The 23511-nt window shown below is 55.2% G+C and carries 22 protein-coding genes; 3 read left to right on the top strand and 19 right to left on the bottom strand.

The genetic code is table 11. From position 1 onward, the window contains the following. Nucleotides 1-3: 3 nt before the first annotated feature. Both WFK85_RS18855 and purL read right to left on the bottom strand, forming a co-directional pair. Complete coding sequence (locus WFK85_RS18855) at nucleotides 4-1440, bottom strand: sensor histidine kinase (protein ID WP_442892321.1); 1437 nt, start codon at nucleotides 1438-1440, stop codon at nucleotides 4-6. A 649-nt stretch (nucleotides 1441-2089) separates the two neighbouring features. After that, the gene (gene purL / locus WFK85_RS18850; protein ID WP_336709000.1) at nucleotides 2090-5977 is read right to left on the bottom strand and encodes a phosphoribosylformylglycinamidine synthase; all 3888 of its coding nucleotides are present in this window, start codon (nucleotides 5975-5977) and stop codon (nucleotides 2090-2092) included. Nucleotides 5978-6225: 248 nt separating this feature from the next. On the opposite strand from purL, the gene mltF reads away from it, so the two are divergent. After that, complete coding sequence (gene mltF, locus WFK85_RS18845) at nucleotides 6226-7776, top strand: membrane-bound lytic murein transglycosylase MltF (RefSeq protein ID WP_336708999.1); 1551 nt, start codon at nucleotides 6226-6228, stop codon at nucleotides 7774-7776. On the opposite strand, the gene tadA is transcribed toward mltF, so the two are convergent. Both tadA and yfhb read right to left on the bottom strand, forming a co-directional pair. Further along, nucleotides 7667-8137: a tRNA adenosine(34) deaminase TadA gene (gene tadA, locus WFK85_RS18840; RefSeq protein ID WP_286175196.1), complete on the bottom strand. Its 471-nt coding sequence runs from the start codon at nucleotides 8135-8137 to the stop codon at nucleotides 7667-7669. The genes mltF and tadA overlap by 110 nt on opposite strands. A 96-nt stretch (nucleotides 8138-8233) precedes the next feature. Further along, entirely contained in the window at nucleotides 8234-8872 is a 639-nt protein-coding gene (yfhb, locus tag WFK85_RS18835; RefSeq protein WP_166990421.1) for a phosphatidylglycerophosphatase C, read from the bottom strand. Between the two features lie 207 nt (nucleotides 8873-9079). Between yfhb and WFK85_RS18830 the strand changes: the two genes are divergently transcribed. Continuing rightward, a complete protein-coding gene (locus WFK85_RS18830; protein ID WP_336708998.1) occupies nucleotides 9080-9928 on the top strand; it encodes a MurR/RpiR family transcriptional regulator in 849 nt (282 codons plus the stop codon). A gap of 37 nt (nucleotides 9929-9965) precedes the next feature. Here WFK85_RS18830 and WFK85_RS18825 read toward each other — a convergent pair whose 3' ends face one another. From WFK85_RS18825 to WFK85_RS18790, 8 genes are all read right to left on the bottom strand, one after another. Beyond that, nucleotides 9966-10223, bottom strand: coding sequence for a bacteriocin immunity protein (locus WFK85_RS18825; RefSeq protein WP_336708997.1), 258 nt, complete (start codon nucleotides 10221-10223; stop codon nucleotides 9966-9968). A 1-nt stretch (nucleotide 10224) separates the two neighbouring features. After that, a complete protein-coding gene (locus WFK85_RS18820) occupies nucleotides 10225-12711 on the bottom strand; it encodes an S-type pyocin domain-containing protein (protein ID WP_336708996.1) in 2487 nt (828 codons plus the stop codon). Nucleotides 12712-12828: 117 nt separating this feature from the next. Beyond that, the gene (locus tag WFK85_RS18815; RefSeq protein WP_008459483.1) at nucleotides 12829-13707 is read right to left on the bottom strand and encodes an esterase/lipase family protein; all 879 of its coding nucleotides are present in this window, start codon (nucleotides 13705-13707) and stop codon (nucleotides 12829-12831) included. A 50-nt stretch (nucleotides 13708-13757) separates the two neighbouring features. Continuing rightward, nucleotides 13758-14210 carry a lysis system i-spanin subunit Rz gene (locus WFK85_RS18810; protein WP_166990382.1) on the bottom strand — a complete coding sequence of 151 codons (453 nt, stop codon included), beginning with the start codon at nucleotides 14208-14210 and terminating at the stop codon, nucleotides 13758-13760. Beyond that, complete coding sequence (locus WFK85_RS18805) at nucleotides 14207-14698, bottom strand: lysozyme (RefSeq protein ID WP_034809540.1); 492 nt, start codon at nucleotides 14696-14698, stop codon at nucleotides 14207-14209. The genes WFK85_RS18810 and WFK85_RS18805 overlap by 4 nt, the downstream gene beginning before the upstream one ends. Further along, the gene (locus tag WFK85_RS18800; RefSeq protein ID WP_045783586.1) at nucleotides 14698-14997 is read right to left on the bottom strand and encodes a hypothetical protein; all 300 of its coding nucleotides are present in this window, start codon (nucleotides 14995-14997) and stop codon (nucleotides 14698-14700) included. Before WFK85_RS18800 ends, WFK85_RS18805 begins: the two co-directional genes overlap by 1 nt. A 57-nt stretch (nucleotides 14998-15054) precedes the next feature. Then, nucleotides 15055-15390: an antitermination protein N gene (locus tag WFK85_RS18795; RefSeq protein ID WP_166990379.1), complete on the bottom strand. Its 336-nt coding sequence runs from the start codon at nucleotides 15388-15390 to the stop codon at nucleotides 15055-15057. A 341-nt stretch (nucleotides 15391-15731) separates the two neighbouring features. Next, complete coding sequence (locus tag WFK85_RS18790) at nucleotides 15732-16478, bottom strand: LexA family transcriptional regulator (RefSeq protein WP_008459494.1); 747 nt, start codon at nucleotides 16476-16478, stop codon at nucleotides 15732-15734. A 261-nt stretch (nucleotides 16479-16739) separates the two neighbouring features. Here WFK85_RS18790 and WFK85_RS18785 point away from each other — a divergent pair, with 261 nt between their 5' ends. Next, nucleotides 16740-17000, top strand: coding sequence for a YfhL family 4Fe-4S dicluster ferredoxin (locus WFK85_RS18785; RefSeq protein ID WP_008459497.1), 261 nt, complete (start codon nucleotides 16740-16742; stop codon nucleotides 16998-17000). On the opposite strand, the gene acpS is transcribed toward WFK85_RS18785, so the two are convergent. The 7 genes from acpS to lepA form a co-directional block, all read right to left on the bottom strand. Continuing rightward, on the bottom strand, nucleotides 16997-17377 hold the full coding sequence (gene acpS, locus WFK85_RS18780; RefSeq protein ID WP_008459499.1) for a holo-ACP synthase: 381 nt from the start codon (nucleotides 17375-17377) through the stop codon (nucleotides 16997-16999). The genes WFK85_RS18785 and acpS overlap by 4 nt on opposite strands. After that, a complete protein-coding gene (gene pdxJ, locus WFK85_RS18775) occupies nucleotides 17377-18108 on the bottom strand; it encodes a pyridoxine 5'-phosphate synthase (protein WP_008459500.1) in 732 nt (243 codons plus the stop codon). Before pdxJ ends, acpS begins: the two co-directional genes overlap by 1 nt. Before the next feature lie 74 nt (nucleotides 18109-18182). Beyond that, on the bottom strand, nucleotides 18183-18920 hold the full coding sequence (gene recO, locus WFK85_RS18770; RefSeq protein ID WP_166871553.1) for a DNA repair protein RecO: 738 nt from the start codon (nucleotides 18918-18920) through the stop codon (nucleotides 18183-18185). A gap of 5 nt (nucleotides 18921-18925) precedes the next feature. After that, the gene (era, locus tag WFK85_RS18765; RefSeq protein WP_008459503.1) at nucleotides 18926-19834 is read right to left on the bottom strand and encodes a GTPase Era; all 909 of its coding nucleotides are present in this window, start codon (nucleotides 19832-19834) and stop codon (nucleotides 18926-18928) included. After that, entirely contained in the window at nucleotides 19831-20511 is a 681-nt protein-coding gene (gene rnc, locus WFK85_RS18760) for a ribonuclease III (RefSeq protein ID WP_008459505.1), read from the bottom strand. The genes era and rnc overlap by 4 nt, the downstream gene beginning before the upstream one ends. Before the next feature lie 172 nt (nucleotides 20512-20683). After that, nucleotides 20684-21658, bottom strand: coding sequence for a signal peptidase I (gene lepB / locus WFK85_RS18755; RefSeq protein ID WP_336708995.1), 975 nt, complete (start codon nucleotides 21656-21658; stop codon nucleotides 20684-20686). A 14-nt stretch (nucleotides 21659-21672) separates the two neighbouring features. Further along, complete coding sequence (lepA, locus tag WFK85_RS18750) at nucleotides 21673-23472, bottom strand: translation elongation factor 4 (RefSeq protein ID WP_008459509.1); 1800 nt, start codon at nucleotides 23470-23472, stop codon at nucleotides 21673-21675. Between the last annotated feature and the right edge of the window lie 39 nt (nucleotides 23473-23511).

The raw sequence follows: 23511 nt of genomic DNA, 5'->3' as shown, positions 1-23511 counted from the left end.
GTTTTAATCATTCTCAGGGAAAACCGGTAATTCGATACGGAAGCACACTTCCGCGCTGTTAGCGTTGATCAGGCTAAGTTTTCCGTGCATACGTCGAATGCAATCCCTGGCGATACTTAACCCCAGCCCACTTCCCTTTACGGAGCCCTTCCGCTGGTGGCTACCCTGGAAGAAAGGCTCAAAAATCATCTCTTGTTCCGTGGCCGGAATCGGCTCGCCGGTATTCGCGACCTCAATGTACAGTATCGCGCCCACCTGCAAACTCCGGAGATAAATGGTACCGGATTCACTGCCATAGTGCACCGCATTGGAGTAGAGATTATCCAGTACGCTCATCAGCAGCGTCGCCTCTGCGAGGCAGGCTTTTGGGCTCAATTGAATGTCGGTATGCATCATTTTAGCCCTCGCCGGCAGACTGTGGGCAGAGATAACCATCTCGACAATCGGGGCCAGTTCGACCCTTTCCAGCGTTACCGTTCCGTCCGCCAGCTTGCGGTTATAGTCCAGAAGTTGTTCAATCAGCTTTTGCAGGTGGCGGCTGCTGTTGTCCAGAATAGCGACGACCTCTTTTTGGTCGGCATTGAGCGGCCCGGCAACCTGGTCAGCAAGCAGTTCGGTCCCCTCTCTCATACTGGCGAGCGGCGTTTTTAATTCATGGGAAAGATGGCGGAGGAACTCGTGGCGCTGGGATTCAAGCCAGGACAGGCGTTCGCTTAACCAGACAATGCGCTGCCCAACGGAACGCAGCTCACGCGGCCCTTTAAAGACCTCACTGTTGCCGAGCGAACGCCCTTCCCCCAGCCGGTTAATCATCCGTTCGATGCCTTTAACCGGGCCGATAATCATGCGGGTGAAGATGATGACCAGCCCCAGGCTGAGCAGAAACAGTACCAAGGCCTGCCAGCCGAAGAACTGGCCTCGCTCAGCAATTTCCTGCTGCAGCTGCTGTCCACGAGAGAACACCACCGCCCGCGTGGCCTGCACCATTTCTGCATTGGTTGAGGCGAATTGTTCCAGTTGGTTTGCCGCAGGCGCTTCCGGCCCGCTGTTTTTACATTTGAGTTCAGCCAGATCGCTCAAAGACTGGCTGAGCGATTGGTAGAGTTTCGGGTCGGGTAATACGGAGGCGTGGGCTTCAAGCATTTGAGCATAGCGCTGACGCTGCCCCTGATACAGCTGGGCAAGGCGTGAGTCATCGAGCACGCAATATTGACGGTAGCTCCGCTCCATTTCCAGCGCGACATTAGTCATCGCTTCACTGCGGCGGGCATCGGTCAACGTGGTGCGGTTGGTCAACGCGGCCTGAGCACTCAGGGCGTTAAGGCTTTGCCACGCCTGCCACGCAAGCACCAGCAGCGGTACGAGCACCAATAAAAAGGCCATCATGACAAGCTGGCGCAAAGATCGAGGGAAAAAATGCCACTGGTTCAATAGCTTCATCTCACATTACCTGTATGACACGATGCTAGCCGCGATTGCGCGTGGTGGAAAGGTGCGATTCCCGGAAACAACAAAGGCAGGGTCAAAAACCCTGCCTTTGTTTAGGAATTAGGCGGCGCCTTACTCAACGTTTCGCCCGGAGCATGATAAGCCGAAAGGCATTTATCAAAAATCGGACGGCAGGCACCTTTTTGTGCGTCATTCGGTGGTTTATGTAGTCTGTCTGAAAAGACGCTGACATAAGAGATTGAATGAGCCACTGAGCGCTATTAAGCAGATATCATGCCAACTTTACAAGTTTAAATTTAACTCATTGTTTTAGGTATGATTATTAAGGAATGCAGGAAGATATATTGTGCGTATTTTTTGTTCTCTATGTCGCCATTTCACAACACTCTTTAACCCGCTCAATCACATCATTAAAAATCAATGAGTTAAATGTCTCTTTTTGACGACACTTTAAAAGTGAAGGTGTCGGGGTTTAGTGACAAAAAAAGCCCCTCACCCTGGCCCTCTCCCCAAAGGGGAGAGGGAACTGGATCGGAGCCTGTCTGCTGTTTTCCCACCCTCTAAAAGCCAGGGGACTGGATCGAAGCCTGCCTGCTGTTTTCCCCCTCTCCCTTTAGGGAGAGGGTCGGGGTGAGGGTAATCAGCCCAGTTGCTTACGTGCGTTGCGGAAAATACGCATCCACGGGCTGTCTTCGCCCCACTCTGCCGGGTGCCAGGAATTACTCACGGTACGGAACACACGCTCAGGGTGCGGCATCATGATGGTCACGCGCCCGCTTTCGTTGCTCACCGCGGTGATGCCGTTCGGCGAACCGTTCGGGTTAGCCGGGTAGGTCTCGGTCACGTTCGCGAAGTTATCCACGAAGCGCAGCGCCACCAGCCCTTTGCTTTCAAGCGCGGCGAGATGAGCGGCATCACGCACTTCCACACGACCTTCGCCGTGAGAAACCGCGATAGGCATATGGGAACCGGCCATGCCCTGCAGCAGCAGCGACGGGCTGGAGGTCACCTCAACCAGGCTGAAGCGCGCTTCAAAGCGATCGGACTGGTTACGCACGAAGCGCGGCCACAAATCACTGCCTGGGATCAGCTCACGCAGGTTAGACATCATCTGGCAGCCATTACAAACGCCAAGCGCCAACGTTTCCGGGCGATGGAAGAAGGTTTCAAACTCATCGCGCACGCGAGCGTTGAACAGGATGGACTTCGCCCAACCTTCACCCGCGCCCAGCACGTCACCATAAGAGAAGCCGCCGCACGCCACCAGCGTATGGAAGCTTTCCAGCCCGGTACGGCCCGCCAGCAGGTCGCTCATATGCACGTCGATGGCGTCAAAGCCCGCACGGTGGAAGGCGGCCGCCATCTCAACGTGGGAGTTAACGCCCTGCTCACGCAGGATGGCCACTTTAGGACGAGCGCCCGTCGCGATAAACGGCGCAGCAATATCTTCTTTGATATCGAAGCTCAGCTTCACGTTCAGGCCAGGATCGTTATCGTTCGCCTTGGCGTTGTGCTCTTCATCCGCGCAGTCTGGGTTGTCACGCAGACGCTGCATCTGCCAGGTAGTTTCTGCCCACCACATACGCAGCGTGGTTCGGCTTTCGCTGAACACAGCGTGCCCGTTAGCGCTAATAGTGAAGCGGTCGCCTTCGACAGCTTTACCGAGGTAATGCACGCAGTCAGCCAGGCCATGCTTAGCCAGCAGCGTCTCAACGGCTGCGCGATCCTCAGCGCGAACCTGGATCACGCCACCCAGCTCTTCGTTAAATAATGCGGCCAGGCGATCGTTACCGAGACCGGCGATATCAACCTCAACGCCGCAGTGGCCGGTAAAGGCCATTTCCGCCAGCGTCACCAACAGCCCACCGTCGGAACGGTCGTGCCAGGCCAGCAGTTTACGATCCGCCACCAGTGTCTGCATTGCGTCCCAGAAGCCTTTCAGTTGCTCGACGCTACGAACGTCCGCAGGCTTATCGCCCAGTTGGCGGTAAACCTGGGACAGCGCGGTCGCGCCCAGCGCGTTATGGCCTTTGCCTAAATCGATCAGCAGCAGGGCGTTGTCTTCGGTGCTCAGCTGCGGCGTCACGGTGCCACGCACGTCTTCCACGCGGGCAAACGCGGTGATCACCAGCGACAACGGAGAGGTCATCTCGCGCTGCTCGTTACCTTCCTGCCAGCGGGTTTTCATCGACATGGAGTCTTTACCCACCGGGATGGTGATCCCGAGAGCCGGGCAAAGTTCTTCGCCAACGGCCTTCACCGCTTCATACAGGCCGGCATCTTCGCCAGGGTGACCGGCTGCGGCCATCCAGTTTGCGGAGAGTTTAATGCGCTTCAGGGAGCCAATTTGGGTCGCGGCGATGTTCGTTAAGGCTTCGCCCACGGCCAGACGACCGGATGCCGCGAAGTCCAGCAGGGCCACCGGCGCACGTTCACCGATAGACATCGCTTCGCCGTAGTAGCTGTCCAGGCTGGCGGTAGTCACCGCGCAGTTGGCGACTGGGATCTGCCACGGGCCAACCATCTGATCGCGGGACACCATGCCGGTTACCGTGCGGTCACCGATGGTCACGAGGAAGGTTTTTTCAGCCACGGTCGGCAAATGCAGAACGCGTTTCACCGCATCGGCAATAGAAATTTCGCTGCTGTTGAAGGCATCGCCTTTGGCTTTCAGCGTCTCAACGTTACGCTCCATCTTCGGCGTTTTGCCCAGCAGCACGTCCAGCGGCATGTCGATAGGCTGGTTATCAAAGTGGCTGTCGTTGAGCGTCAGGTGCTGTTCGGTGGTGGCTTCACCAATCACCGCATACGGCGCGCGCTCGCGGCGGCAAAGTTCATCAAACAGCGGCAACTGCTCTGGCGCAACGGCCAGCACATAGCGCTCCTGGGATTCGTTACACCAGACTTCGAGCGGACTCATGCCCGGTTCGTCGTTAAGAATATCGCGCAGCTCGAAGCGGCCACCGCGTCCGCCATCGCTGACCAGCTCAGGCATGGCGTTAGACAGGCCACCCGCACCAACATCGTGGATAAACAGGATTGGGTTGTCGTCGCCCATCTGCCAGCAGCGGTCGATCACTTCCTGGCAGCGGCGCTCCATTTCAGGGTTGTCGCGCTGCACGGAAGCAAAATCTAAATCCGCATCGGACTGGCCGGAAGCCATTGACGAAGCCGCCCCGCCGCCCAGGCCGATGTTCATTGCCGGGCCGCCCAGCACAATCAGCTTCGCGCCAGGGGTGATTTCGCCCTTCTGGACGTGGTCGGCGCGGATGTTGCCGATCCCGCCCGCAAGCATGATAGGTTTGTGGTAACCGCGCAGCTCCACGCCGTTGTGGCTGTTCACCTGCTCTTCATAGGTACGGAAGTAGCCGGTCAGCGCCGGACGGCCAAATTCGTTGTTAAACGCCGCCCCGCCCAGAGGACCTTCGGTCATGATATCCAGCGCGGTAACGATGCGGTCTGGCTTGCCGAAATCCTGCTCCCACGGCTGTTCAAAGCCCGGAATACGCAGGTTAGACACGGAGAAGCCCACCAGGCCTGCTTTTGGCTTCGCGCCACGCCCGGTCGCGCCTTCGTCGCGGATTTCACCGCCTGAGCCAGTTGCCGCGCCCGGCCACGGAGAGATAGCGGTCGGGTGGTTGTGAGTTTCAACCTTCATCAGGATATGCGCGTCTTCCTGGTGGAAGTCATAGCGCCCTGCTTCACGGTCGGCGAAGAAGCGGCCGACGGCGGAACCTTCCATCACCGCCGCGTTGTCTTTATAGGCAGACAGCACGTAATCCGGCGTTTTCTCGAAGGTGTTTTTGATCATTTTGAACAGCGACTTCGGCTGCTTCTGCCCGTCAATAATCCAGTCGGCGTTAAAGATCTTATGGCGGCAGTGCTCGGAGTTCGCCTGAGCAAACATATACAGTTCAATGTCGTTCGGGTTGCGGCCAAGCTTGTTGAACGCATCCTGCAGGTAGTCGATTTCGTCTTCCGCCAGCGCGAGGCCAAGGCGAATGTTCGCTTCCACCAGCGCATCGCGCCCTTTCCCGAGCAGATCAACGCTCTGCACCGGGGCCGGCTGCTGCTGGGTAAACAGCTGCTGTGCATCGTTCAGAGAGGTAAACACGCTCTCCATCATGCGGTCGTGCAGCAGAGCGGCAACGTCCTGCAACTGCTCAGCGGTCAGCGTGCTGCCGGTAACATACCAGGCCACACCGCGCTCAAGGCGTTTAATCTGCGGCAGGTCACAGTTGTGGGCGATATCGGTAGCTTTTGAAGACCAGGGGGAGATGGTGCCGGGGCGCGGAGTCACCAACAGCAGGGTGCCTTCCGGCGCATGCTCTGCGAGGGTTGGACCATATTTCAACAGCCGCTGCAGGCGGGCAAGCTCGTCAGCGTTCAGCGGCGCCTCAAGGTCGGCAAAATGAACATACTCGGCATAAATATCGCTTACCGGGAGGTGAGCATCGTTGAAACGGGCCAGGAGTTTGTTAATACGAAATGCCGAAAGAGCAGGCGAACCACGCAGAATTTCCATCATTAAAGATCTCTCGTCTTCAGGGCGAAGGGGGGAAAACGGGCGTCATTATAGAGAATCCTCCGCCGCGACGAAACCGTTTGCGTAGAAATAACAGCAGAAGTTTTTATTGCACGAAAAGTAAACGATATATTCTTAAAAGTTGCTTACTGGCGTTTTCTTACGCAAAATGCGCCTCATTCACTCACGGGGTTCAGACAAATCATGGTTATTGTTGGCTAAGGCTCATCCTGCTGCAGAATGTTATCTATTTGAAAAGAATAAAGATTAATTATCTGCTTATCGGTATCGTCACCTTGTTGCTGGCAGTGGCTTTATGGCCCTCCATTCCAGGTTTCAATCAGGCCGAAAACCGTATCGCCGCGATCAAAGCGCGGGGGGTTTTGCGCGTCAGTACCATTTCATCGCCGCTGACCTGGACGATGATTAACGGCAAGGCAACGGGCCTCGATTACGAACTCGCAAAACAGTTTGCAGACTACCTGGGCGTGAAGCTGTTAGTGGTCGTGCGGCCAAACATTAACGCGCTGTTTGATGACCTGGACAACGACAACGCCGACCTGCTCGCCGCCGGCCTGGTGTATAACTCTCGCCGCAGCAGCGACTACCAGGCAGGGCCGACCTATTATTCCGTTTCGCAGCAGATGGTCTATCGAGTAGGCAGCCCGCGCCCTAAATCTCTCGGCGGCGTCAAGCCATCACAGCTGGTGCTCTCTTCTGGCCAGGCGGTGGTGAGCGATTTGCAAAAGCTAAAAGACGCTCAGTACCCCGACCTGAGCTGGAGCATTGACGCCAAACAAACCAGCAACCAGCTCTTGCAGCAGGTGATTGACGGCAATATCGCGTTTACCATCTCAGACTCCATCGCCATCAGTCTTTTCCAGCGCGTGCATCCTCAACTGGCCGTTGCCCTGGACGTCACGGATGAACAACCGGTCACCTGGTTCTCTAAACGCGATGGCGACGACAGCATGAGCGCCGCGCTGCTCGATTTCTATAATAAGATCAGCAGCGACGGCACGCTGGCAAGGGTTGAGGAGAAATACCTGGGCCATATTGGCGATTTTGATTACGTCGATACCCGAACCTTCCTGAACGCGGTGGATGCCGTTTTGCCGGAACTCCAGCCGCTGTTTGAAAAGTACTCCGACGACATTGACTGGCCGCTGCTGGCTGCCATTTCCTATCAGGAATCCCACTGGGATACTCACGCGACTTCGCCGACGGGCGTGCGCGGGTTAATGATGCTGACAAAAAATACGGCCCAAAGCCTCGGCATCACCGACAGGCTGGACGCCGAACAGAGCATCAGCGGCGGCAGCCGGTATCTGAAAGATATGATGAGCAAGGTCCCGGCCACGGTACCGGAGTACGAGCGTATCTGGTTCGCGCTGGCGGCCTATAACATGGGCTATGCGCACATGCTGGATGCCCGTCAGCTAACGGCCAAACAGAAAGGCAACCCGGACAGCTGGGCCGACGTGAAAACACGCCTGCCGTTGCTGAGCCTGAAGCCTTATTACAGCAAAACAACCTATGGATATGCTCGTGGACACGAGGCTTACGCGTATGTAGAAAACATCCGCAAGTATCAGCTAAGTCTGGAAGGGTATTTGCAGGAGAAACAGAAGAAGGCGATCCAGGCTGATAAATTTGCCGAGGCTTACCCTGCGGTTGCCCCGGTGGAGCTGACTAGTCCGTCTTACGGGCCTTTTCCTTTAGGGCCTTTTTCTCCAGGCGACGAGCACGAAAAAAATCGCTCAGCATGGCTGAGCACTCTGTCGCGAGCACCCCTTCACTGACCTGCACCTGATGGTTCATGCCGGGGTGGCCGAGCACGTCCATCAGCGAGCCTATCGCCCCGGTTTTAGCGTCACGCGCCCCAAACACTAAATGGCCAATGCGGCTATGCACCATCGCCCCCGCGCACATGACGCAAGGTTCGAGCGTGACATAGAGCGTGGTATCCAGCAGACGGTAATTTTGCAGTACCAGACCGCCCTGACGCAGCGCCATGATCTCCGCGTGAGCCGTAGGATCGTGGCGACCTATAGGGCGATTCCAGCCTTCACCTATGACTTGATTATTGTGTACCAGCACCGCACCGACGGGCACTTCGCCTTCATCCCAGGCTCGTTGAGCGAGGGTCAGGGCGTGGCGCATCCAGTGTTCATGGGTAAATTCTGTGTCTGACACAATGCTCTCCGCGGCAAAAGTGGGCGGCGCATTATACACACCGCTTAACGGATTCAAAACGCCTCACTCAAGCTGCTGCAGTTCCCCCTGAGGCGTGACGCGCCAGCGGTGCTCGCAGAAATAGAGTAAGGGATTATCCTGATGGCTGTCGCTGTAGCCGCTGTAAAGCCGCAGCGGCGCGCCAAGATGCTGCTCCAGCTGAACCACTTTCTCATGGCCCAGACAGCGCAGGGTCAATATCCAGCCGCCGTGAGCCCGTGCAATCTGGCTGGCAATCACTTTGACCTCCGGCAGCCACGGCGTATCAAAATAGACTTTTTCTACCAGCGGCTGCGGTGAACCGGTAATCAACCAGACGTCGGCATCCGGGCTGTGCAGATAATCCGTGAGGCGCTGCTGGACGACGGGAAATGCCCTCACCTTCTGCCGGAACCAGGCGACAAACTCGCTTTGTAGCCGCTGAAGCCGGGCCTCGCTGCGCCCAAACGTGATGCCCCATAACAGCAGGCTCATCGGCTGGCGGGCCGCGCTGCCTTTGATCAGCATCATGCCGCCAATCAGCGGCAGCAACATAATAACCAACGGCACGTTCAGCGGCAGGCGGCGCAGGAGATAAAACAGGAAGCTGCCGAACATGTCCTGCTGATGCAGGGTGCCATCCAGGTCAAAAAAGACGACGCGGCGCGGGTGATGGGTTGTCAATTCAGGCTCCTTTTGGACTCGCGTTCACGAAACAACGCCAGCTAAAGCCTAACAGATAGCCCCGCGATTTTCCGCGTGCCTTACTGGCTGGCAGGTTGAACACAACAGAATATTTAATTCGGCAACATTGCTCTATAATGGAATTTATAATTCGCTCAGATGCTTACCAGAGCAAGTCGTTATCAGAAGTGCCGCCCCGGAGGTGAAATGAACTGTTTACTGCGCATTCGAAGCCGTTACGCCATGCTGGCCCAGAGTGACCGCAAGCTGGCCGACTTTTTGCTCGCTGAGCCCGATCGCGCACGCCACCTCAGTTCACAGCAGCTGGCGGAAGAAGCCGGTGTCAGCCAGTCCAGCGTCGTAAAATTTGCGCAGAAACTGGGGTTCAAGGGCTTCCCGGCGATGAAACTGGCGATCAGCGAAGCGCTGGCGAGCGGTCAAAATCCTAACTCTGTCCCGGTTCATAACCAAATTTTAGGTGACGATCCGCTGAGGCTTGTTGGGGAAAAATTGATTAAAGAGAATATCGCGGCGATGCACGCCACGCTGGATATTAATGCGGAAGATAAATTGCTGGCGAGCGTTTCGCTGCTGCGGAATGCGCGGCGCGTGCTGCTCGTGGGAATAGGCGCCTCTGGACTGGTTGCGAAGAATTTCTCGTGGAAGTTGACGAAGATTGGTATTCACGCCGTCGCCGAGCAGGATATGCATGCCCTGCTGGCAACCGTGCAGGCGATGACGCCGGAAGACGTGCTGCTCGCTATTTCTTACTCGGGCGAGCGCCGTGAGATCAATCTGGCCGCCGATGAAGCGCTGAACACCGGCGCGAAAATCCTCGCGATTACCGGCTTCACGCCTAACGCCCTACAGCAGCGCGCCAGCCTGTGCCTGTATACCATCGCGGAAGAACAGGCCACGCGCAGCGCCGCAATTTCCTCAACCAGCGCCCAGATGATGTTGACCGATCTGCTATTTATGGCCCTGGTTCAACAGGACCTGGAAAACGCGCCGGAGCGGATCCGCCAGAGTGAGGCGCTGGTGAAAAAGCTGGTTTAGGCCAGGTTCCCTGCAACGAGGGAACCTGTTGTGGTCGCTATGGCTTAAATCCCGGCTTGCCGTTTTGGGCTCGCCATTCTTTTACTTCCTTAACGACACCTTCGGGACTATCCTCCCTCCCGACTGAGGGATAGAAAATCACATCGGAACCATCCGGATGTTCAGTCAGTCTCTCAAAATCCAAAACATTTTTTACATCTTCATCCTCAGTTGTATTCTCAGGATTAAATATCTTTTTGACGAACGCTAAAAACTCAGCCTCGGTATAATCAGAAATAGTCCTTTTATCAGACATATCAATTCCCCACTTTATTTACATGTACTTCAATATGTCGTTTTGGCGTCATAACACTCAGGTTATCAATACCATAAACATCTCCATCACTACTGACAGGCTTTATGTGATGTAACTCATATTTAATTCGCCCCCCAACGCGTTCATTTTTTCTTACGAAAGGAGATTTTCCCAACTTAAGACTGCCTAAACTACCTTGATTGAATTGCTTACTCAATTCAGGGTCCTCAGCAACGGTTTTCCAAAATGCCCGACGGAATGCATCAAAACTGGAGAACTCTCGTCCACGCAGCTTATCCGCAATCTGGCTCGGGACAGGCGCGCCCTCTCCAACCCCGGCATTGCTCAACCAGCTATCTCCAACCGGTTGGCCGCTACCGTCCACGGTACCTGGCATATTTCGCCGACTGCGCAGCATCACATACAGTGGTCTGAGGCCAGAATCTGCCGGAAATATCAAAATAACATCATCAAAATCCAGGTCATCCGCAACAGGAGAAATCGTGGTTGTTATTCCGTCAAACTTTGCATCCAGATCGCCGGTATGCATAATTTTTTCAGACAATGGTACCGGGCCCGTCAGCGTCAGTTGTCCATTAACTCCCGGCGCATCTGTCGGGCTGACCAGAATCGTCTGCCCCGACATACCTGGCATAGAAGGTAAAACATAACCCCAGTACCCGGTTTCTACGTCGAGCACAGCGCGAACTACCAGCACATTACCAGCCACTGGAGTACGTACAAGCTGCGTTTCTAACACGCCGCTATCAAGCATCACCAACCGCCCCCGAACGGGCATATTGACGCCATTTCCAGTATCTGCCGCAAAATTAAGCGCGGTTTCATCAGGCAGAGATATTACGTCTCCCGGCATGAGAGCGCTGATATCTCTCCCTGGCACCAAATCACTTCCGATACCGACTTTTTCTGACCAGATAAGTCCTGTAATCGTTGCAGCTACAGGACCAATAAGGCTTACCGCAGCAATACGCCGTAATTCTGCCAAAGCAGCCGCAATGCGCGACAAAACGCTACCACTAACGTCCGTACCTAAAGCGACACCACCACGCGAAGCGACAGACCAGAGCATAGGCGATACCGCAGGCGCCGCCGCGGCACTAATACCACGAACCGACTGAACATTTGGCGAAGTCAGCTTAGCTGCCGCGTCCTGCCGGGCCTGCCAGGCACGACTGGCCTTTTCCTGTTCCGCAGCCCGCCGTGCTTCTTCAGCCTCCCTGGCCGCTTTGGCTGCAGTATCAGCCTGACGCTGCTGCTCAGCCCTGGCCTCCGCTTCCTTCCTGGCGAGAATCCCGGCCAGGGACTGACGCGCACCGTTAAGCACAGCCTGCGCCGCCGCTCGCTCACGCTCTCCCTGTTGAATACGCTGTACAGCCTGGGCCACAGCATTCCTGGCCGCATTTAGATTATTATTAGCCGTATTCAGGATATTCTGCTTCTGTGCAATATCGCGGTCATATACGGCAACCGCCTCAGACCAGCCGCGGCCATATTCATGGGGAGGGTTATACTGATAAAACTCATCTTTATCGGTAATCGACTTATTAAGATTATTGCTTGCCTGCTGGACAGCGGACTCCTGCAGGACGACCGATTGGTCTGCAACAGCTTTATCCTGCATAGCCTGCTCAATGCGATGCTGTGCCTGATTAACATTGTTCAGCGCACTCTCCTCTGCTTTGCGCGCACCGAACTCCTCCTTGCCAATCCCGGCAGCTCTCGCGCGGGCTTCTTCTTCAGCAAGCGCTTTTTCACGAGCACGAGCATCCACTTCTGCCTGAATACGAGCAGTGGATTCCTGTTGAATCCTTAAACCTTCGTTATAGGCTTCAGTTAGTTGAGGATTTTCTCGTATCACCTTTACGGTACGGATATTTTCATTCCTGTTTTTACCTCCGCCACCAGAAATGATCGTTTCATACACCTCTGTCACAACCTTACCATTGCTAAGCCAATAGCCAGCAGGAATCACCCCTTGTATTACAGAAAGATAACGACCGGCCACTGAGTTCTCTATCTGAATGGGGCTGGCACCAGCAGTATTATTTGCTGTACCCGAAATTTTATGCCCTGTCTCAATGTCTCCAAATGCAACAGAAAGATTATCGCCATAAATGCCCATAACCAGCCCCCCCAGTCCCAGCGCTCTTGCCTGGTCGGCATTTAGCCCGATGATGGAAAGGCTCATGGTACCCGTGGGGCTAATACGCTCAATTTTCAGTTTTGCCGCGGGATTGATACTCCTGGCAGCGAGAATCATTCCGGACAATTTTTTCCGAATAACCGGATCATTCTGAATAGCTATAATTTGCTGCTGTACAGGTGAAGCTGCACCTGATGAGTTATTGCCAGAATTATCGCGATCGCCAGCATTCCCACGGCCGCCACCACCGGGCTCGGGACCATTCCCTCGCTCAGAACTCCAGGGTGTACCATCCCCTACTCCGCCATAATTAAATCCAGGCATTTGTTATCTCCATTTGTTTTTTTCAATTCTCGTGTGTGGTTTAGCGCCAGCAGACTGAACAGTTCGCAGGCGCTAGTACTCCAAAGAAAAACCGCCCGAAGGCGGTTCAGATAAGGCTTACAGCCCTTTGGCCTGCAGACGAGCCACGTGATCGACGTACAGCTTGACCGGGTCGCTGTTGCTGGCCACCACGCCGGCAAGCTGGTTGATGGCATCGACGTGATCCATCGAATAGTCGGAGCCAATCACCTTGCCCAGATGGCTGCTGTAACGGCCAACCAGGCCATCGTTCTGGAAACGTTCGTTGGTGAACAGGATGGAAAACGCCAGCATGGCGACGTGCAGCGGATCCAGGTTGTTCGCGCCCTGATTCAGCGGGTTGTAGTCGATAATCCCGCTCCACGAGTAGTAGTAGACGCCGTTATCCAGCTCTTTGCCCTGGCCGCCCCACTGCGCAGGCAGTCCCTGCGGATACTTCTTGTTAAAGGCGGCAACGCCTTCGCTGGTCAACGCATCCAGAGCATCCACGCCGGATTGAGGCAGACGAGGTGCCCCCGCCAGGGCGGAAAGCAGCTGGCCGAAAGCCGACAGGGCAGCATTGGCGATAGACTCTGGCAGGCGGCCAGGCTTCAGCGCCAGACGAACAAGGTCTGCCACTTCGGAGCCATGGTTAACGCCGTTCACGGAGGTTACCGAGGCAATAAGTTCAGGGTGGGTCGCCGCAGCGTAACGACAGGCCAAAGGCCCCTGACTGTGGCCAATCAGGTTAACTTTTGCCGCACCCGTTTCGGCCAGGACTTTACGGATAAATTCCAGCAGCTGCTCGCCGCGCATTTCATTGCTGTTCAATGCGGAAATCGTGGCGATGTAGACCTTCGCCCCGGCTTTCTCCAGCGCCTCTTTGATGCCGTAGAAATAGGGGTAGATCCCGCCAATTTTGTCGAAACCGAACAGACCGTGGACCAGAACAATCGGGTACTTCAGGGATGTAGACATAGGAATGACCTCTTTGACGTAGGAATAAAAAAGCCTCGAAAATTCGAGGCTTAGTTCAGGCACTGATTGCGGATGTACTCCTGCAGCCCCGCCAGCTGCTTGTTGCTCGTTTCTATTCGCTCCCGGAGACGGAAATAATCCCGTTGAGCGGCGTCAGTAAGTCCGGGGGCGGCTCCATCATCCAGCCTGGCGGTGGCGGTGGTGCCAGGCACTGCTTTGCAGGTGGCGCTGACGCGCAGCCGCTGAGTACCAGCAGCCACATCACGCTGCAGGTTTTCAATGGTGAGCCGGGCATGGGTTAACTCCTCGCTATAGTGAGCATCCAGCTCGGCTACCGCCTGCTGGCGCCGGACAAGGTTTTGCAGCTCATTTTTTTGCTGAGCCAGCTGCTCCAGGGCTAACTCTGCCCTTTGTTTTTGCACGGCATAGCGTTGGTGAAACCACCAGCTGCTGGCAACGAGCAGCGTAAAGGCCGCCAGCACAAGTGAGGTCAGCGGCTTCATTCTTCCGGCTCCGGCCAGGTACAAAGCTGGTACTCCACCTCGCGGCGATTGATAAGCCCCTGCCACTGCTTCCCACCCGCCCAGATCCATTTTTTCAGCCCAGCGCAGGCCTGTTTGTACTCGCCAGCGTTTAACATCCTGAGCACGGAAGAGCGCAGAAAAGCGGCTGTGCCAACGTTGTAGGTAAAGCTAATCAAAGCTGCTCGTTGGTACTCACTAACCGGGACGGTGACGGCCCTTGAGACCGCCTGAGCCGCTGGGCCGAGATCCTGGTCAAGCCAGCGCCTGCACTCAGACAGGGTGTATGTTTTGTCGGGAATAATGTCTTTACCGGTATGGCCGTAACAGACGGTCAGCACCCCGGCGACGTCGTAATATGGCGTGTAGCTCACGCCTTCCAGCTCGGGCAGGAGCGTGCCTGCAATCGTCAGCGCACCCGCCCCTGACAATCCGAGTAATGTTTTTCTGAGTCCGGGAGAAAGAGCCACTAGTTACCTGCCTTTTTCAGTACCTCGCTGACTGCCCTGATAATCTCAATCTGCTCGGCTCGGTTTAAAGTTTGCAAGTCATCCACCAGCGTCTGGAGGATGCGGGTGCGCTTTTGATCTTCGAGATGCTGTCGGTGGGCATCCAGCCTGCCGCCCAGCCACGAAGCCAGTGAAATCAGTACGCTAAGCAGTCCGAATATCATGTAGACCATATCCTGTGTCGTGATACCCAGACCGGCGGCAAGCGCCGCCAGCCACGCAAAAGACTGCGTGACCAGATTTGCGGGTTGGTCGTGCATGGAAGAACCTTCGGTTGAGGGGTCGAACTGCCGTTGGGATAAAGAAGCGGTATGGCGTTAAATCAGCGGAACAGGTTTTCCGCGTCGGGTTTGCTTCCCGGTCGCTGCCGGTAAGCCGGATTCGCTGCGAGGCGTGGCCTGATAAATACTCTTTTGCCTGGCGTCTAACTTCTGGCGCAGTCGTTGATAATGCTCTGCCTGCTGAATGATTTGCAGACCATAGATGTTAATCACCTCCAGAGCCTTGTCGGGGCGAGACCTGGGTTTACGAACCAGCGAGAGAATAAGCCGTGCCTCAGGTTTCGCTCTTACCCCGACTAACAGCGGGTTGGCAGCTTTCCAGACGGCCTGTTTAGCTTCGCGGCGCTGGCGGCGACGTGCCTGTGCGTCCATACAACCTCCTGTCAATCAACTTTGGTGATATCTCTCTGATATCCCAAAGCTTCTTGCTTTGGTGTATGTGCCCTTTTTCAGGGCCTGATGTTAAGGAGCGTTCACTTGCCTTGTGAGTCGGTGCGTCCTGCCGATGAATTGATATTGAACCAATAGTACAATAACGTCAAGAACCAAAAGTACGAATTATTTAAAAAAAGATCGAATTGATAATTAGTTATTGATTTATAAGATTATTTTTAGATGGGTTAGCATTCGAGCTGCGGCAAGGCGGCAAGGGATCCAGCCTCAGGAGCACACTTGGGTAAGTGACTGAGGCTGGAGCTTGAGGATGAGCTATCTCAGGCGTGGCGGCGAATTGAATGGCTGTACATCACTCGGCCAATAATTTTGAGGTGCTGTTCGTTCTCTTCGCTAATGCGCCAGTCAGCATATTTGGGGTTGTCCGATCGCACCAGCAGGCAGTCATGGGTCATCTGCAGGCGCTTCACCAGCAATTGTCCCTTATAGAGGAACACGTAGATGCCATCGCCATCGAAGTAGTCTTTGCCAATATCCACAAAGATATAGTCACCCAGTTCAATGGTGCCGGACATGCTGTCACCGGTGACAGTGATGACTTTTATCGTTGAAGCCGGCCGGTGGCCGAACAGCTCCAGCGCTTCCTGGCTGTCGTAAACGATGTGGTTGATAGTTTCGGTGACTTCGCTGGAGACCAGTCGCCCCGGCCCCGCGCTGGCCTCAATGTCCAGCACGTCGATGCGAAAGCCCTGCTCTTCGCGCGGCTGGAAAGGATAAATGGCCGCCTCTTCATGGCTGGCCGCATTCTCGCGCCCTTCGCTTTGATAGCCCGTTTCACTGCCGTGCTGAAGCCAGAGCGCGTCGGCCCGAAGAAACGTTGCCAGCTCGTACATTTTATCCTGCCGGGGGATGGCTTCGGCGTTAAGCCACTTACTGACGGCCTTGGAGGAAACGCCCAGCGCGCGCGCTATCGCCATACCGCGCCCGAACTCATCGAGGTTTGCTTCGCTGCAGGCCTGCGCCAGCCTGCGGGAAAAAGCTTCGCGCAGTTGTTCTCTCTGTACCATAAGTACGATCCCACCGTGTTTTTCATGACCAATAGTTCAATGATAACACGTACTGAAAGTACACAAAGCACAAAACTTAAAGGCGCAGTATCATTGGGGATGATCTGCTTTTGTGGTAAAGTGCGCGCCATCGAAACGTCCCTGCTTTATCCATTATCTTTAATCAAACTTAATACTGGTTAAATATACAGGATTTTGCAATGTTTTGAGCGCGAAATGTGAATATATCTTTGAGTCCGGTGGGGCTGGTAACAGGTTGAAATGGCGTTATTAATTACGAAGAAGTGCATCAACTGCGATATGTGCGAGCCGGAATGCCCGAATCAGGCCATCTCCATGGGCGATGCTATCTACCAGATCGATACCGATCGTTGCACGGAATGCGTGGGCCATTACGAAACCCCGACCTGCCAGAAAGTTTGCCCGATCCCCAGCACGATAATTCACGACCCGGCGCACATTGAGAATGAAGAGCAGCTGTGGGATAAGTTCGTGCTGCTCCACCATGCGGATAAACTTTAGCTTTCGATGATCACCGTCGCGCAGGCGTAATGGCGCTCATCCGCCAGGGTAACGTGAACTGAACGCACGCCCATTTTTTCAGCCAGCCGCTCCGCCTCTTCCCAAAACCGCAGTTGAGGTTTGCCCAGCGCGTCGTTAAACACTTCAAACTGGTTGAACGCCAGCCCGTTGCGAATTCCGGTACCAAAAGCTTTCGCGGCCGCTTCTTTCACCGCAAAACGCTTCGCCAGAAAACGCACCGGCTGCTGATGCGCCTGGTACAAGACCCATTCATTTTGGCTCAGTACGCGCTTTGCCAGTCGGTCGCCTGAACGGGAAATGACGCTCTCAATGCGCGCAATTTCCACTATGTCCGTGCCGAGGCCGAGAATGGCCATTAGCGACGCGCTTCCTGCATCAGGCGTTTCATTTCAGCCACGGCTTCTTTAAGCCCGCTCATTACCGCTCGCCCGATAATCGCGTGACCGATGTTCAGCTCATGCATTTCAGGGATCCGCGCAATGGCCTGAACATTGTGATACGTCAGCCCGTGACCAGCATTCACCTTCAGCCCTTTAGCGGCGGCATAGCTCGCGGCTTCAGCAATGCGAGCCAGCTCTTTGGCCTGGGTCGCTTCGTTTTCAGCGTCCGCATAGCAGCCGGTGTGGATTTCAATGTAAGGCGCGCCCACGGCCACCGCCGCGTCAATCTGCGCGTGGTCGGCATCAATAAACAGAGAAACCAGAATACCGGCGTCAGCCAGGCGCTGGCAGGCATCGCGCATTTTATCCAGCTGACCGGCAACATCCAGGCCGCCTTCGGTGGTTACTTCCTGGCGCTTTTCCGGCACCAGGCAGCAGAAATGCGGTTTCGTCTGGCAGGCAATAGCGATCATCTCTTCGGTGACGGCCATTTCCAGGTTCATGCGGGTATCGAGGGTTTCACGCAGAACGCGAACGTCACGGTCGGTGATGTGGCGGCGATCTTCGCGCAGGTGAACGGTAATGCCATCGGCACCCGCCTGCTCCGCGATAAACGCGGCCTGAACCGGATCCGGGTATGCCGTACCGCGCGCGTTACGCAGGGTAGCGATGTGATCGATGTTGACGCCTAACAGTAATTCAGCCATGACAATCCTCAGAGTTCGCAGACAGATGCCGGGCAGTGTACACCTGCCGGGGAAAGCCTGGCTACGGTCTGTGATTACTGTGAGCTATCAGATGGCTCAGGTGGCGTTTTTTTAGGCACAAACTGGCGGAACAGTTCGCGACTTTTGAGAGGCTTCCCTTGTAGATACGGCTTGAGCGCCATACGCGTGAAACGCTTGGCGGCACGGAGCGTGTCGGCATCGGGAAATTCGCGTTCGGCTAGCGCCCTGAGCTGGCGGCCGGTAAAGCTGCTGTGGCCGATCACCACGCTGGCAATAAAACCTTTCTCTTCACGGTAGGTGTAAGTCATGGTGTCATCGACGCCTGCCCCGCTGCCGGCGCAGTGCAGAAAATCCACGCCGTAGCCAAGGTGCCCCAGCAGCGCCAGCTCAAAACGACGCAGCGCAGGCTCCGGTGTGCCCGTAGCGCCAGCTAAGGCCTGAATGCAGTGGAGATAATCGAAGAACAGTTCGGAGAAGCGGGTTTCCTGCTCGAGGACGCGAGCCACCAGTTCATTGACGTACAGGCCGCTGTACAGCGTGATACCACTTAAGGGAAGGGCCAGAGAAACCGCTTCGGCGCTGCGTAGCGTTTTGACTTCGCCACGGCCGCCCCAGCGAACCAGCAGAGGGGTAAAAGGCTGCAGAGCGCCTTTCAGATTTGAGCGTTTAGAGCGCGCGCCTTTGGCAATCAGACGAACGCGCCCGGACTCTTCGGAAAACAGGTCGAGCAAAAGGCTGGTTTCGCTCCAGGGGCGACTATGCAGGACAAAAGCCCGTTGCCAGCCTTCCATAAGTTTTAGCTCAGGTCGTCGGTATAACCGAGACTGCGCAGCGCACGCTCGTCATCGGCCCAGCCGGATTTCACCTTCACCCAAAGTTCGAGGTGAACTTTGGCTTCGAACATCTCTTCCATGTCTTTACGGGCTTCGATACCGATGGTTTTAATTTTGGCCCCTTTGTTGCCAATCACCATCTTCTTCTGCCCTTCGCGCTCAACGAGGATCAGCCCGTTGATGTCGTAGCCACCGCGTTCGTTGGTCACGAACTGCTCGATTTCTACGGTCACAGAATACGGCAGCTCGGCGCCCAGGAAACGCATCAACTTTTCGCGAATGATCTCAGACGCCATAAAGCGCTGGGAGCGGTCGGTGATGTACTCTTCCGGGAAGTGATGGATAGCTTCCGGCAGGTGCTTACGGACGATTTCCGCGATGGTATCAACGTTCATCCCGGTTTCAGCCGAAATAGGCACAATATCGAGGAAGTTCATCTGGCTGCCGAGGAACTGCAGGTGAGGCAGCAGAACGGTTTTATCCTGAACGTTGTCAACTTTGTTGACGGCCAGGATTACCGGCGCACGGCTGTCGCGCAGCTTGTTCAGCACCATTTCATCATCCGGCGTCCAGCGGGTACCTTCAACCACGAAGATGACCAGCTCAACGTCACCGATGGAGCTGCTTGCCGCGCGGTTCATCAGGCGGTTAATGGCGCGTTTTTCTTCCATGTGCAGCCCCGGGGTATCGACGTAAATCGCCTGATATGGCCCTTCGGTATGGATGCCCATGATGCGGTGGCGCGTGGTTTGCGCCTTACGCGAGGTAATGGAAACTTTTTGCCCAAGCAGCTGATTCAGCAGCGTGGATTTGCCGACGTTCGGGCGACCAACAATGGCCGCGAAGCCGCAATACGTTTTTTCTTCGCTCATTCCAGCTCCAGCTTTTTCAGCGCCTGCTCAGCCGCAGCCTGTTCCGCTTTACGGCGGCTTGAGCCCGTCCCTACGACAGGCTCAGGCAGGCCACTCACCTGACAGTGAATGGTAAATTCTTGATCGTGCGCTTCACCACGCACCTGCACCACCAGATACGACGGCAGCGGCAGATGGCGACCCTGCAGGTACTCCTGCAGACGCGTTTTCGGATCTTTTTGCTTGTCGCCTGGACTGATTTCGTCGAGACGGGTCTGATACCACGAGAGAATGAGACGCTCAACGTTCTGAATATCGCTGTCGAGGAAGACGCCACCGATCAACGCTTCCACGGTATCAGCAAGAATCGACTCGCGACGGAAACCGCCACTTTTCAGTTCACCCGGCCCAAGACGCAGACACTCACCCAGTTCGAACTCGCGGGCGATTTCCGCCAGCGTATTGCCGCGCACCAGCGTCGCGCGCATGCGGCTCATGTCACCTTCATCTACGCGAGGAAAACGATGATACAGCGCATTCGCGATGACATAACTGAGAATGGAGTCACCCAAAAACTCAAGACGCTCGTTGTGTTTGCTGCTGGCACTCCGATGGGTTAGTGCCTGTTGCAACAGATCCTGATGTTGAAAAGTGTAGCCCAGCTTACGCTGCAGCCTATTTATTACGATGGGATTCATGCGATACCAAAATTAATGAATGCGTCAACTATTCAGCACACGGAACAGACCTGAAAAAAGGAAACCAACGCTGTTTCGTGTGCCGTGGCTCCCTTTCGGGAGCCAATCTTTAAAGGCGGGAATATTCTATACACAACGACAGGGGATGTCGTTAGTTTGTGGGATTAATTGTTTAATGAATGCCGCCAATTCGGCTTAAACGAACACCCGTTGGCCATTCGCCTTCTTGTTTCTCGAAACTCATCCAAATTGCTGTCGCTTTACCGACCAAATTTTGCTCTGGCACAAAGCCCCAATAGCGGCTGTCTGCGCTATTGTCGCGGTTATCACCCATCATGAAATAGTGACCCGGCGGAACAATCCATGTCGCAAGCGGCAAGCCTGACTGCTGGTAGTACATCCCCACCTGATCCTGAGCGATAGGCACCGTCAGAATGTTATGGGTGACGTTACCCAGCGTTTCTTTACGCTCGCTCAGGCGGACACCGTCTTCACGGGTCTGATCTTTCGGCAACTGGAAGAAGCCGGAAGTGGCTTCACTGCCGTTGCGGCGGGCAAACGTCTGCACAAAATCACTGACTTCCACGTTGGAATAAGTGATTGGCAGCGCGTTGTCGCAGGCCTGGCCGGAACTGCAATTAGGCTGCACGGTGACTTCTTTCGACTGCGGGTCGTAGCTTACCCGGTCGCCCGGCAGCCCAACAACGCGCTTAATATAATCCAGGCGCGGATCTTCAGGGTATTTAAATACCGCAATATCGCCGCGTTTAGGGTGCCCGGTTTCAATTAAGGTTTTCTGATAAATAGGATCTTTAATGCCGTAGGCAAACTTCTCTACCAGAATAAAATCACCGATTAACAGCGTTGGCATCATCGAACCGGATGGGATCTGGAAAGGCTCATAAATAAATGAGCGCACTACCAGCACAATCGCCAGCACCGGAAACACCGACGCACCGGTTTCCAGCCAGCCTGGTTTAGGGCCGACTTTTTTCAGCGTCTTTTTGTCCAGTGCGTCACCGGTGGCAGCCTGCGCTGCCGCCGGTTTTTCACGACGTTTTGGTGCAAAGATAAACTTGTCCAGACACCACAAAATGCCCGTCACCAGCGTGGCTACCACGAGGATCAAAGCAAACATATTCGCCATGCCAACTCCTTAGATTATTTGCTGTCTTTGCCAACGTGCAGAATGGCCAGGAACGCTTCCTGAGGCAGCTCGACGTTGCCGACCTGCTTCATGCGTTTCTTACCGTCTTTCTGTTTCTGCAGCAGCTTTTTCTTACGGCTGACGTCGCCGCCGTAGCACTTAGCCAGAACGTTTTTACGCAGCTGTTTGACCGTCGAACGCGCAATAATGTGGTTGCCGATGGCAGCCTGAATCGCGATGTCGAACTGTTGGCGAGGGATCAGATCCTTCATTTTTTCCACCAGCTCACGGCCACGGTAAGGCGCGTTGTCGTTGTGTGTGATAAGCGCCAGCGCATCAACGCGATCGCCATTAATCAGTACATCAACGCGCACCATGTTGGAAGCCTGGAAACGTTTGAAATTGTAATCCAGCGACGCATAGCCACGAGAAGTGGACTTCAGGCGATCGAAGAAGTCGAGCACCACTTCCGCCATTGGGATTTCATAGGTCAGCGCAACCTGGTTGCCGTGATAAACCATGTTGGTTTGCACGCCGCGTTTTTCGATACAAAGCGTGATCACGTTGCCGAGGAACTCCTGCGGCAGCAGCATGTGACATTCCGCAATCGGCTCGCGCAGCTCTTCAATGTTGTTGAGCGGCGGCAGCTTAGACGGGCTATCAACGTAGACAATCTCTTTGCTGGTCGTTTGCACTTCGTAAACTACGGTTGGCGCGGTGGTGATCAGGTCGAGATCGTATTCACGCTCCAGACGCTCCTGAATGATCTCCATGTGCAGCAGGCCCAGGAAGCCACAGCGGAAGCCGAAGCCCAGCGCCGTTGAGCTTTCTGGCTCGTAGAACAGAGAGGCATCGTTCAGGCTGAGCTTGCCGAGTGCATCGCGGAAGTTTTCGTAGTCGTCGGAGCTGACCGGGAACAGGCCGGCATAAACCTGCGGCTTCACTTTTTTGAAGCCTGGCAGCGCTTTGTCCGCCGGGTTACGGGACAGGGTCAGAGTATCGCCTACCGGGGCACCCAGGATGTCTTTGATGGCACAAACCAGCCAGCCTACTTCACCGCATTTTAGTTCGGTACGGTCGATCTGCTTAGGCGTAAAGATGCCCAGACGATCGGCGTTGTACACCTGACCGGTGCTCATGACTTTGACTTTGTCGCCTTTACGCAGCGTGCCATTTTTCACGCGGATCAGGGAGACAACGCCCAGGTAGTTATCGAACCAGGAGTCGATGATCAGCGCCTGTAGCGGTGCATCTGGATCGCCTTCCGGTGCGGGGATATCGCGCACCAGGCGTTCTAATACATCAGGTACGCCAACGCCGGTTTTCGCCGAGCAGCGAACCGCATCGGTGGCGTCGATGCCCACGATGTCTTCAATTTCTTCCGCCACGCGCTCAGGATCGGCCGCCGGCAGGTCAATTTTGTTCAGAACCGGAACCACTTCCAGGTCCATTTCCATCGCCGTGTAGCAGTTCGCCAGGGTTTGAGCCTCAACGCCCTGCCCGGCATCCACCACCAGCAGCGCCCCTTCACAGGCCGCAAGCGAGCGGGACACTTCATAAGAGAAGTCAACGTGCCCAGGGGTATCGATGAAGTTCAACTGGTAAGTTTCACCGTCGCTGGCTTTGTAGTCGAGGGTGACGCTCTGTGCTTTGATGGTAATACCACGTTCGCGTTCCAGGTCCATTGAGTCAAGAACCTGCGCGGCCATTTCACGGTCGGACAAGCCGCCGCAAATCTGGATGATACGGTCAGACAGCGTCGATTTACCGTGGTCGATGTGGGCAATAATAGAAAAGTTACGTATATTCTTCATAGTTAGAGGTTTTATGCCTTACAAATGGCCTGTGAGCTC

This window comes from Cedecea sp. VD22, from assembly GCF_037150195.1.
Lineage (GTDB): Bacteria > Pseudomonadota > Gammaproteobacteria > Enterobacterales > Enterobacteriaceae > Cedecea.
This window is presented reverse-complemented; position numbering and strand designations above follow the sequence as displayed.

What these genes read in the sequence shown, in the direction of transcription:
- WFK85_RS18790 (WP_008459494.1), bottom strand. Translation starts at nt 16,478, where the DNA reads ATGGTACAGAGAGAACAACTGCGCGAAGCTTTTTCCCGCAGGCTGGCG.
- purL (WP_336709000.1), bottom strand. Translation starts at nt 5,977, where the DNA reads ATGATGGAAATTCTGCGTGGTTCGCCTGCTCTTTCGGCATTTCGTATT.
- lepA (WP_008459509.1), bottom strand. Translation starts at nt 23,472, where the DNA reads ATGAAGAATATACGTAACTTTTCTATTATTGCCCACATCGACCACGGT.
- WFK85_RS18795 (WP_166990379.1), bottom strand. Translation starts at nt 15,390, where the DNA reads ATGGACGCACAGGCACGTCGCCGCCAGCGCCGCGAAGCTAAACAGGCC.
- lepB (WP_336708995.1), bottom strand. Translation starts at nt 21,658, where the DNA reads ATGGCGAATATGTTTGCTTTGATCCTCGTGGTAGCCACGCTGGTGACG.
- acpS (WP_008459499.1), bottom strand. Translation starts at nt 17,377, where the DNA reads ATGGCCATTCTCGGCCTCGGCACGGACATAGTGGAAATTGCGCGCATT.
- WFK85_RS18825 (WP_336708997.1), bottom strand. Translation starts at nt 10,223, where the DNA reads ATGTCTGATAAAAGGACTATTTCTGATTATACCGAGGCTGAGTTTTTA.
- rnc (WP_008459505.1), bottom strand. Translation starts at nt 20,511, where the DNA reads ATGAATCCCATCGTAATAAATAGGCTGCAGCGTAAGCTGGGCTACACT.
- WFK85_RS18800 (WP_045783586.1), bottom strand. Translation starts at nt 14,997, where the DNA reads ATGCACGACCAACCCGCAAATCTGGTCACGCAGTCTTTTGCGTGGCTG.
- pdxJ (WP_008459500.1), bottom strand. Translation starts at nt 18,108, where the DNA reads ATGGCTGAATTACTGTTAGGCGTCAACATCGATCACATCGCTACCCTG.
- WFK85_RS18830 (WP_336708998.1), top strand. Translation starts at nt 9,080, where the DNA reads ATGAACTGTTTACTGCGCATTCGAAGCCGTTACGCCATGCTGGCCCAG.
- WFK85_RS18820 (WP_336708996.1), bottom strand. Translation starts at nt 12,711, where the DNA reads ATGCCTGGATTTAATTATGGCGGAGTAGGGGATGGTACACCCTGGAGT.
- WFK85_RS18810 (WP_166990382.1), bottom strand. Translation starts at nt 14,210, where the DNA reads ATGAAGCCGCTGACCTCACTTGTGCTGGCGGCCTTTACGCTGCTCGTT.
- WFK85_RS18855 (WP_442892321.1), bottom strand. Translation starts at nt 1,440, where the DNA reads ATGAAGCTATTGAACCAGTGGCATTTTTTCCCTCGATCTTTGCGCCAG.
- recO (WP_166871553.1), bottom strand. Translation starts at nt 18,920, where the DNA reads ATGGAAGGCTGGCAACGGGCTTTTGTCCTGCATAGTCGCCCCTGGAGC.
- WFK85_RS18815 (WP_008459483.1), bottom strand. Translation starts at nt 13,707, where the DNA reads ATGTCTACATCCCTGAAGTACCCGATTGTTCTGGTCCACGGTCTGTTC.
- era (WP_008459503.1), bottom strand. Translation starts at nt 19,834, where the DNA reads ATGAGCGAAGAAAAAACGTATTGCGGCTTCGCGGCCATTGTTGGTCGC.
- WFK85_RS18785 (WP_008459497.1), top strand. Translation starts at nt 16,740, where the DNA reads ATGGCGTTATTAATTACGAAGAAGTGCATCAACTGCGATATGTGCGAG.
- tadA (WP_286175196.1), bottom strand. Translation starts at nt 8,137, where the DNA reads ATGCGCCACGCCCTGACCCTCGCTCAACGAGCCTGGGATGAAGGCGAA.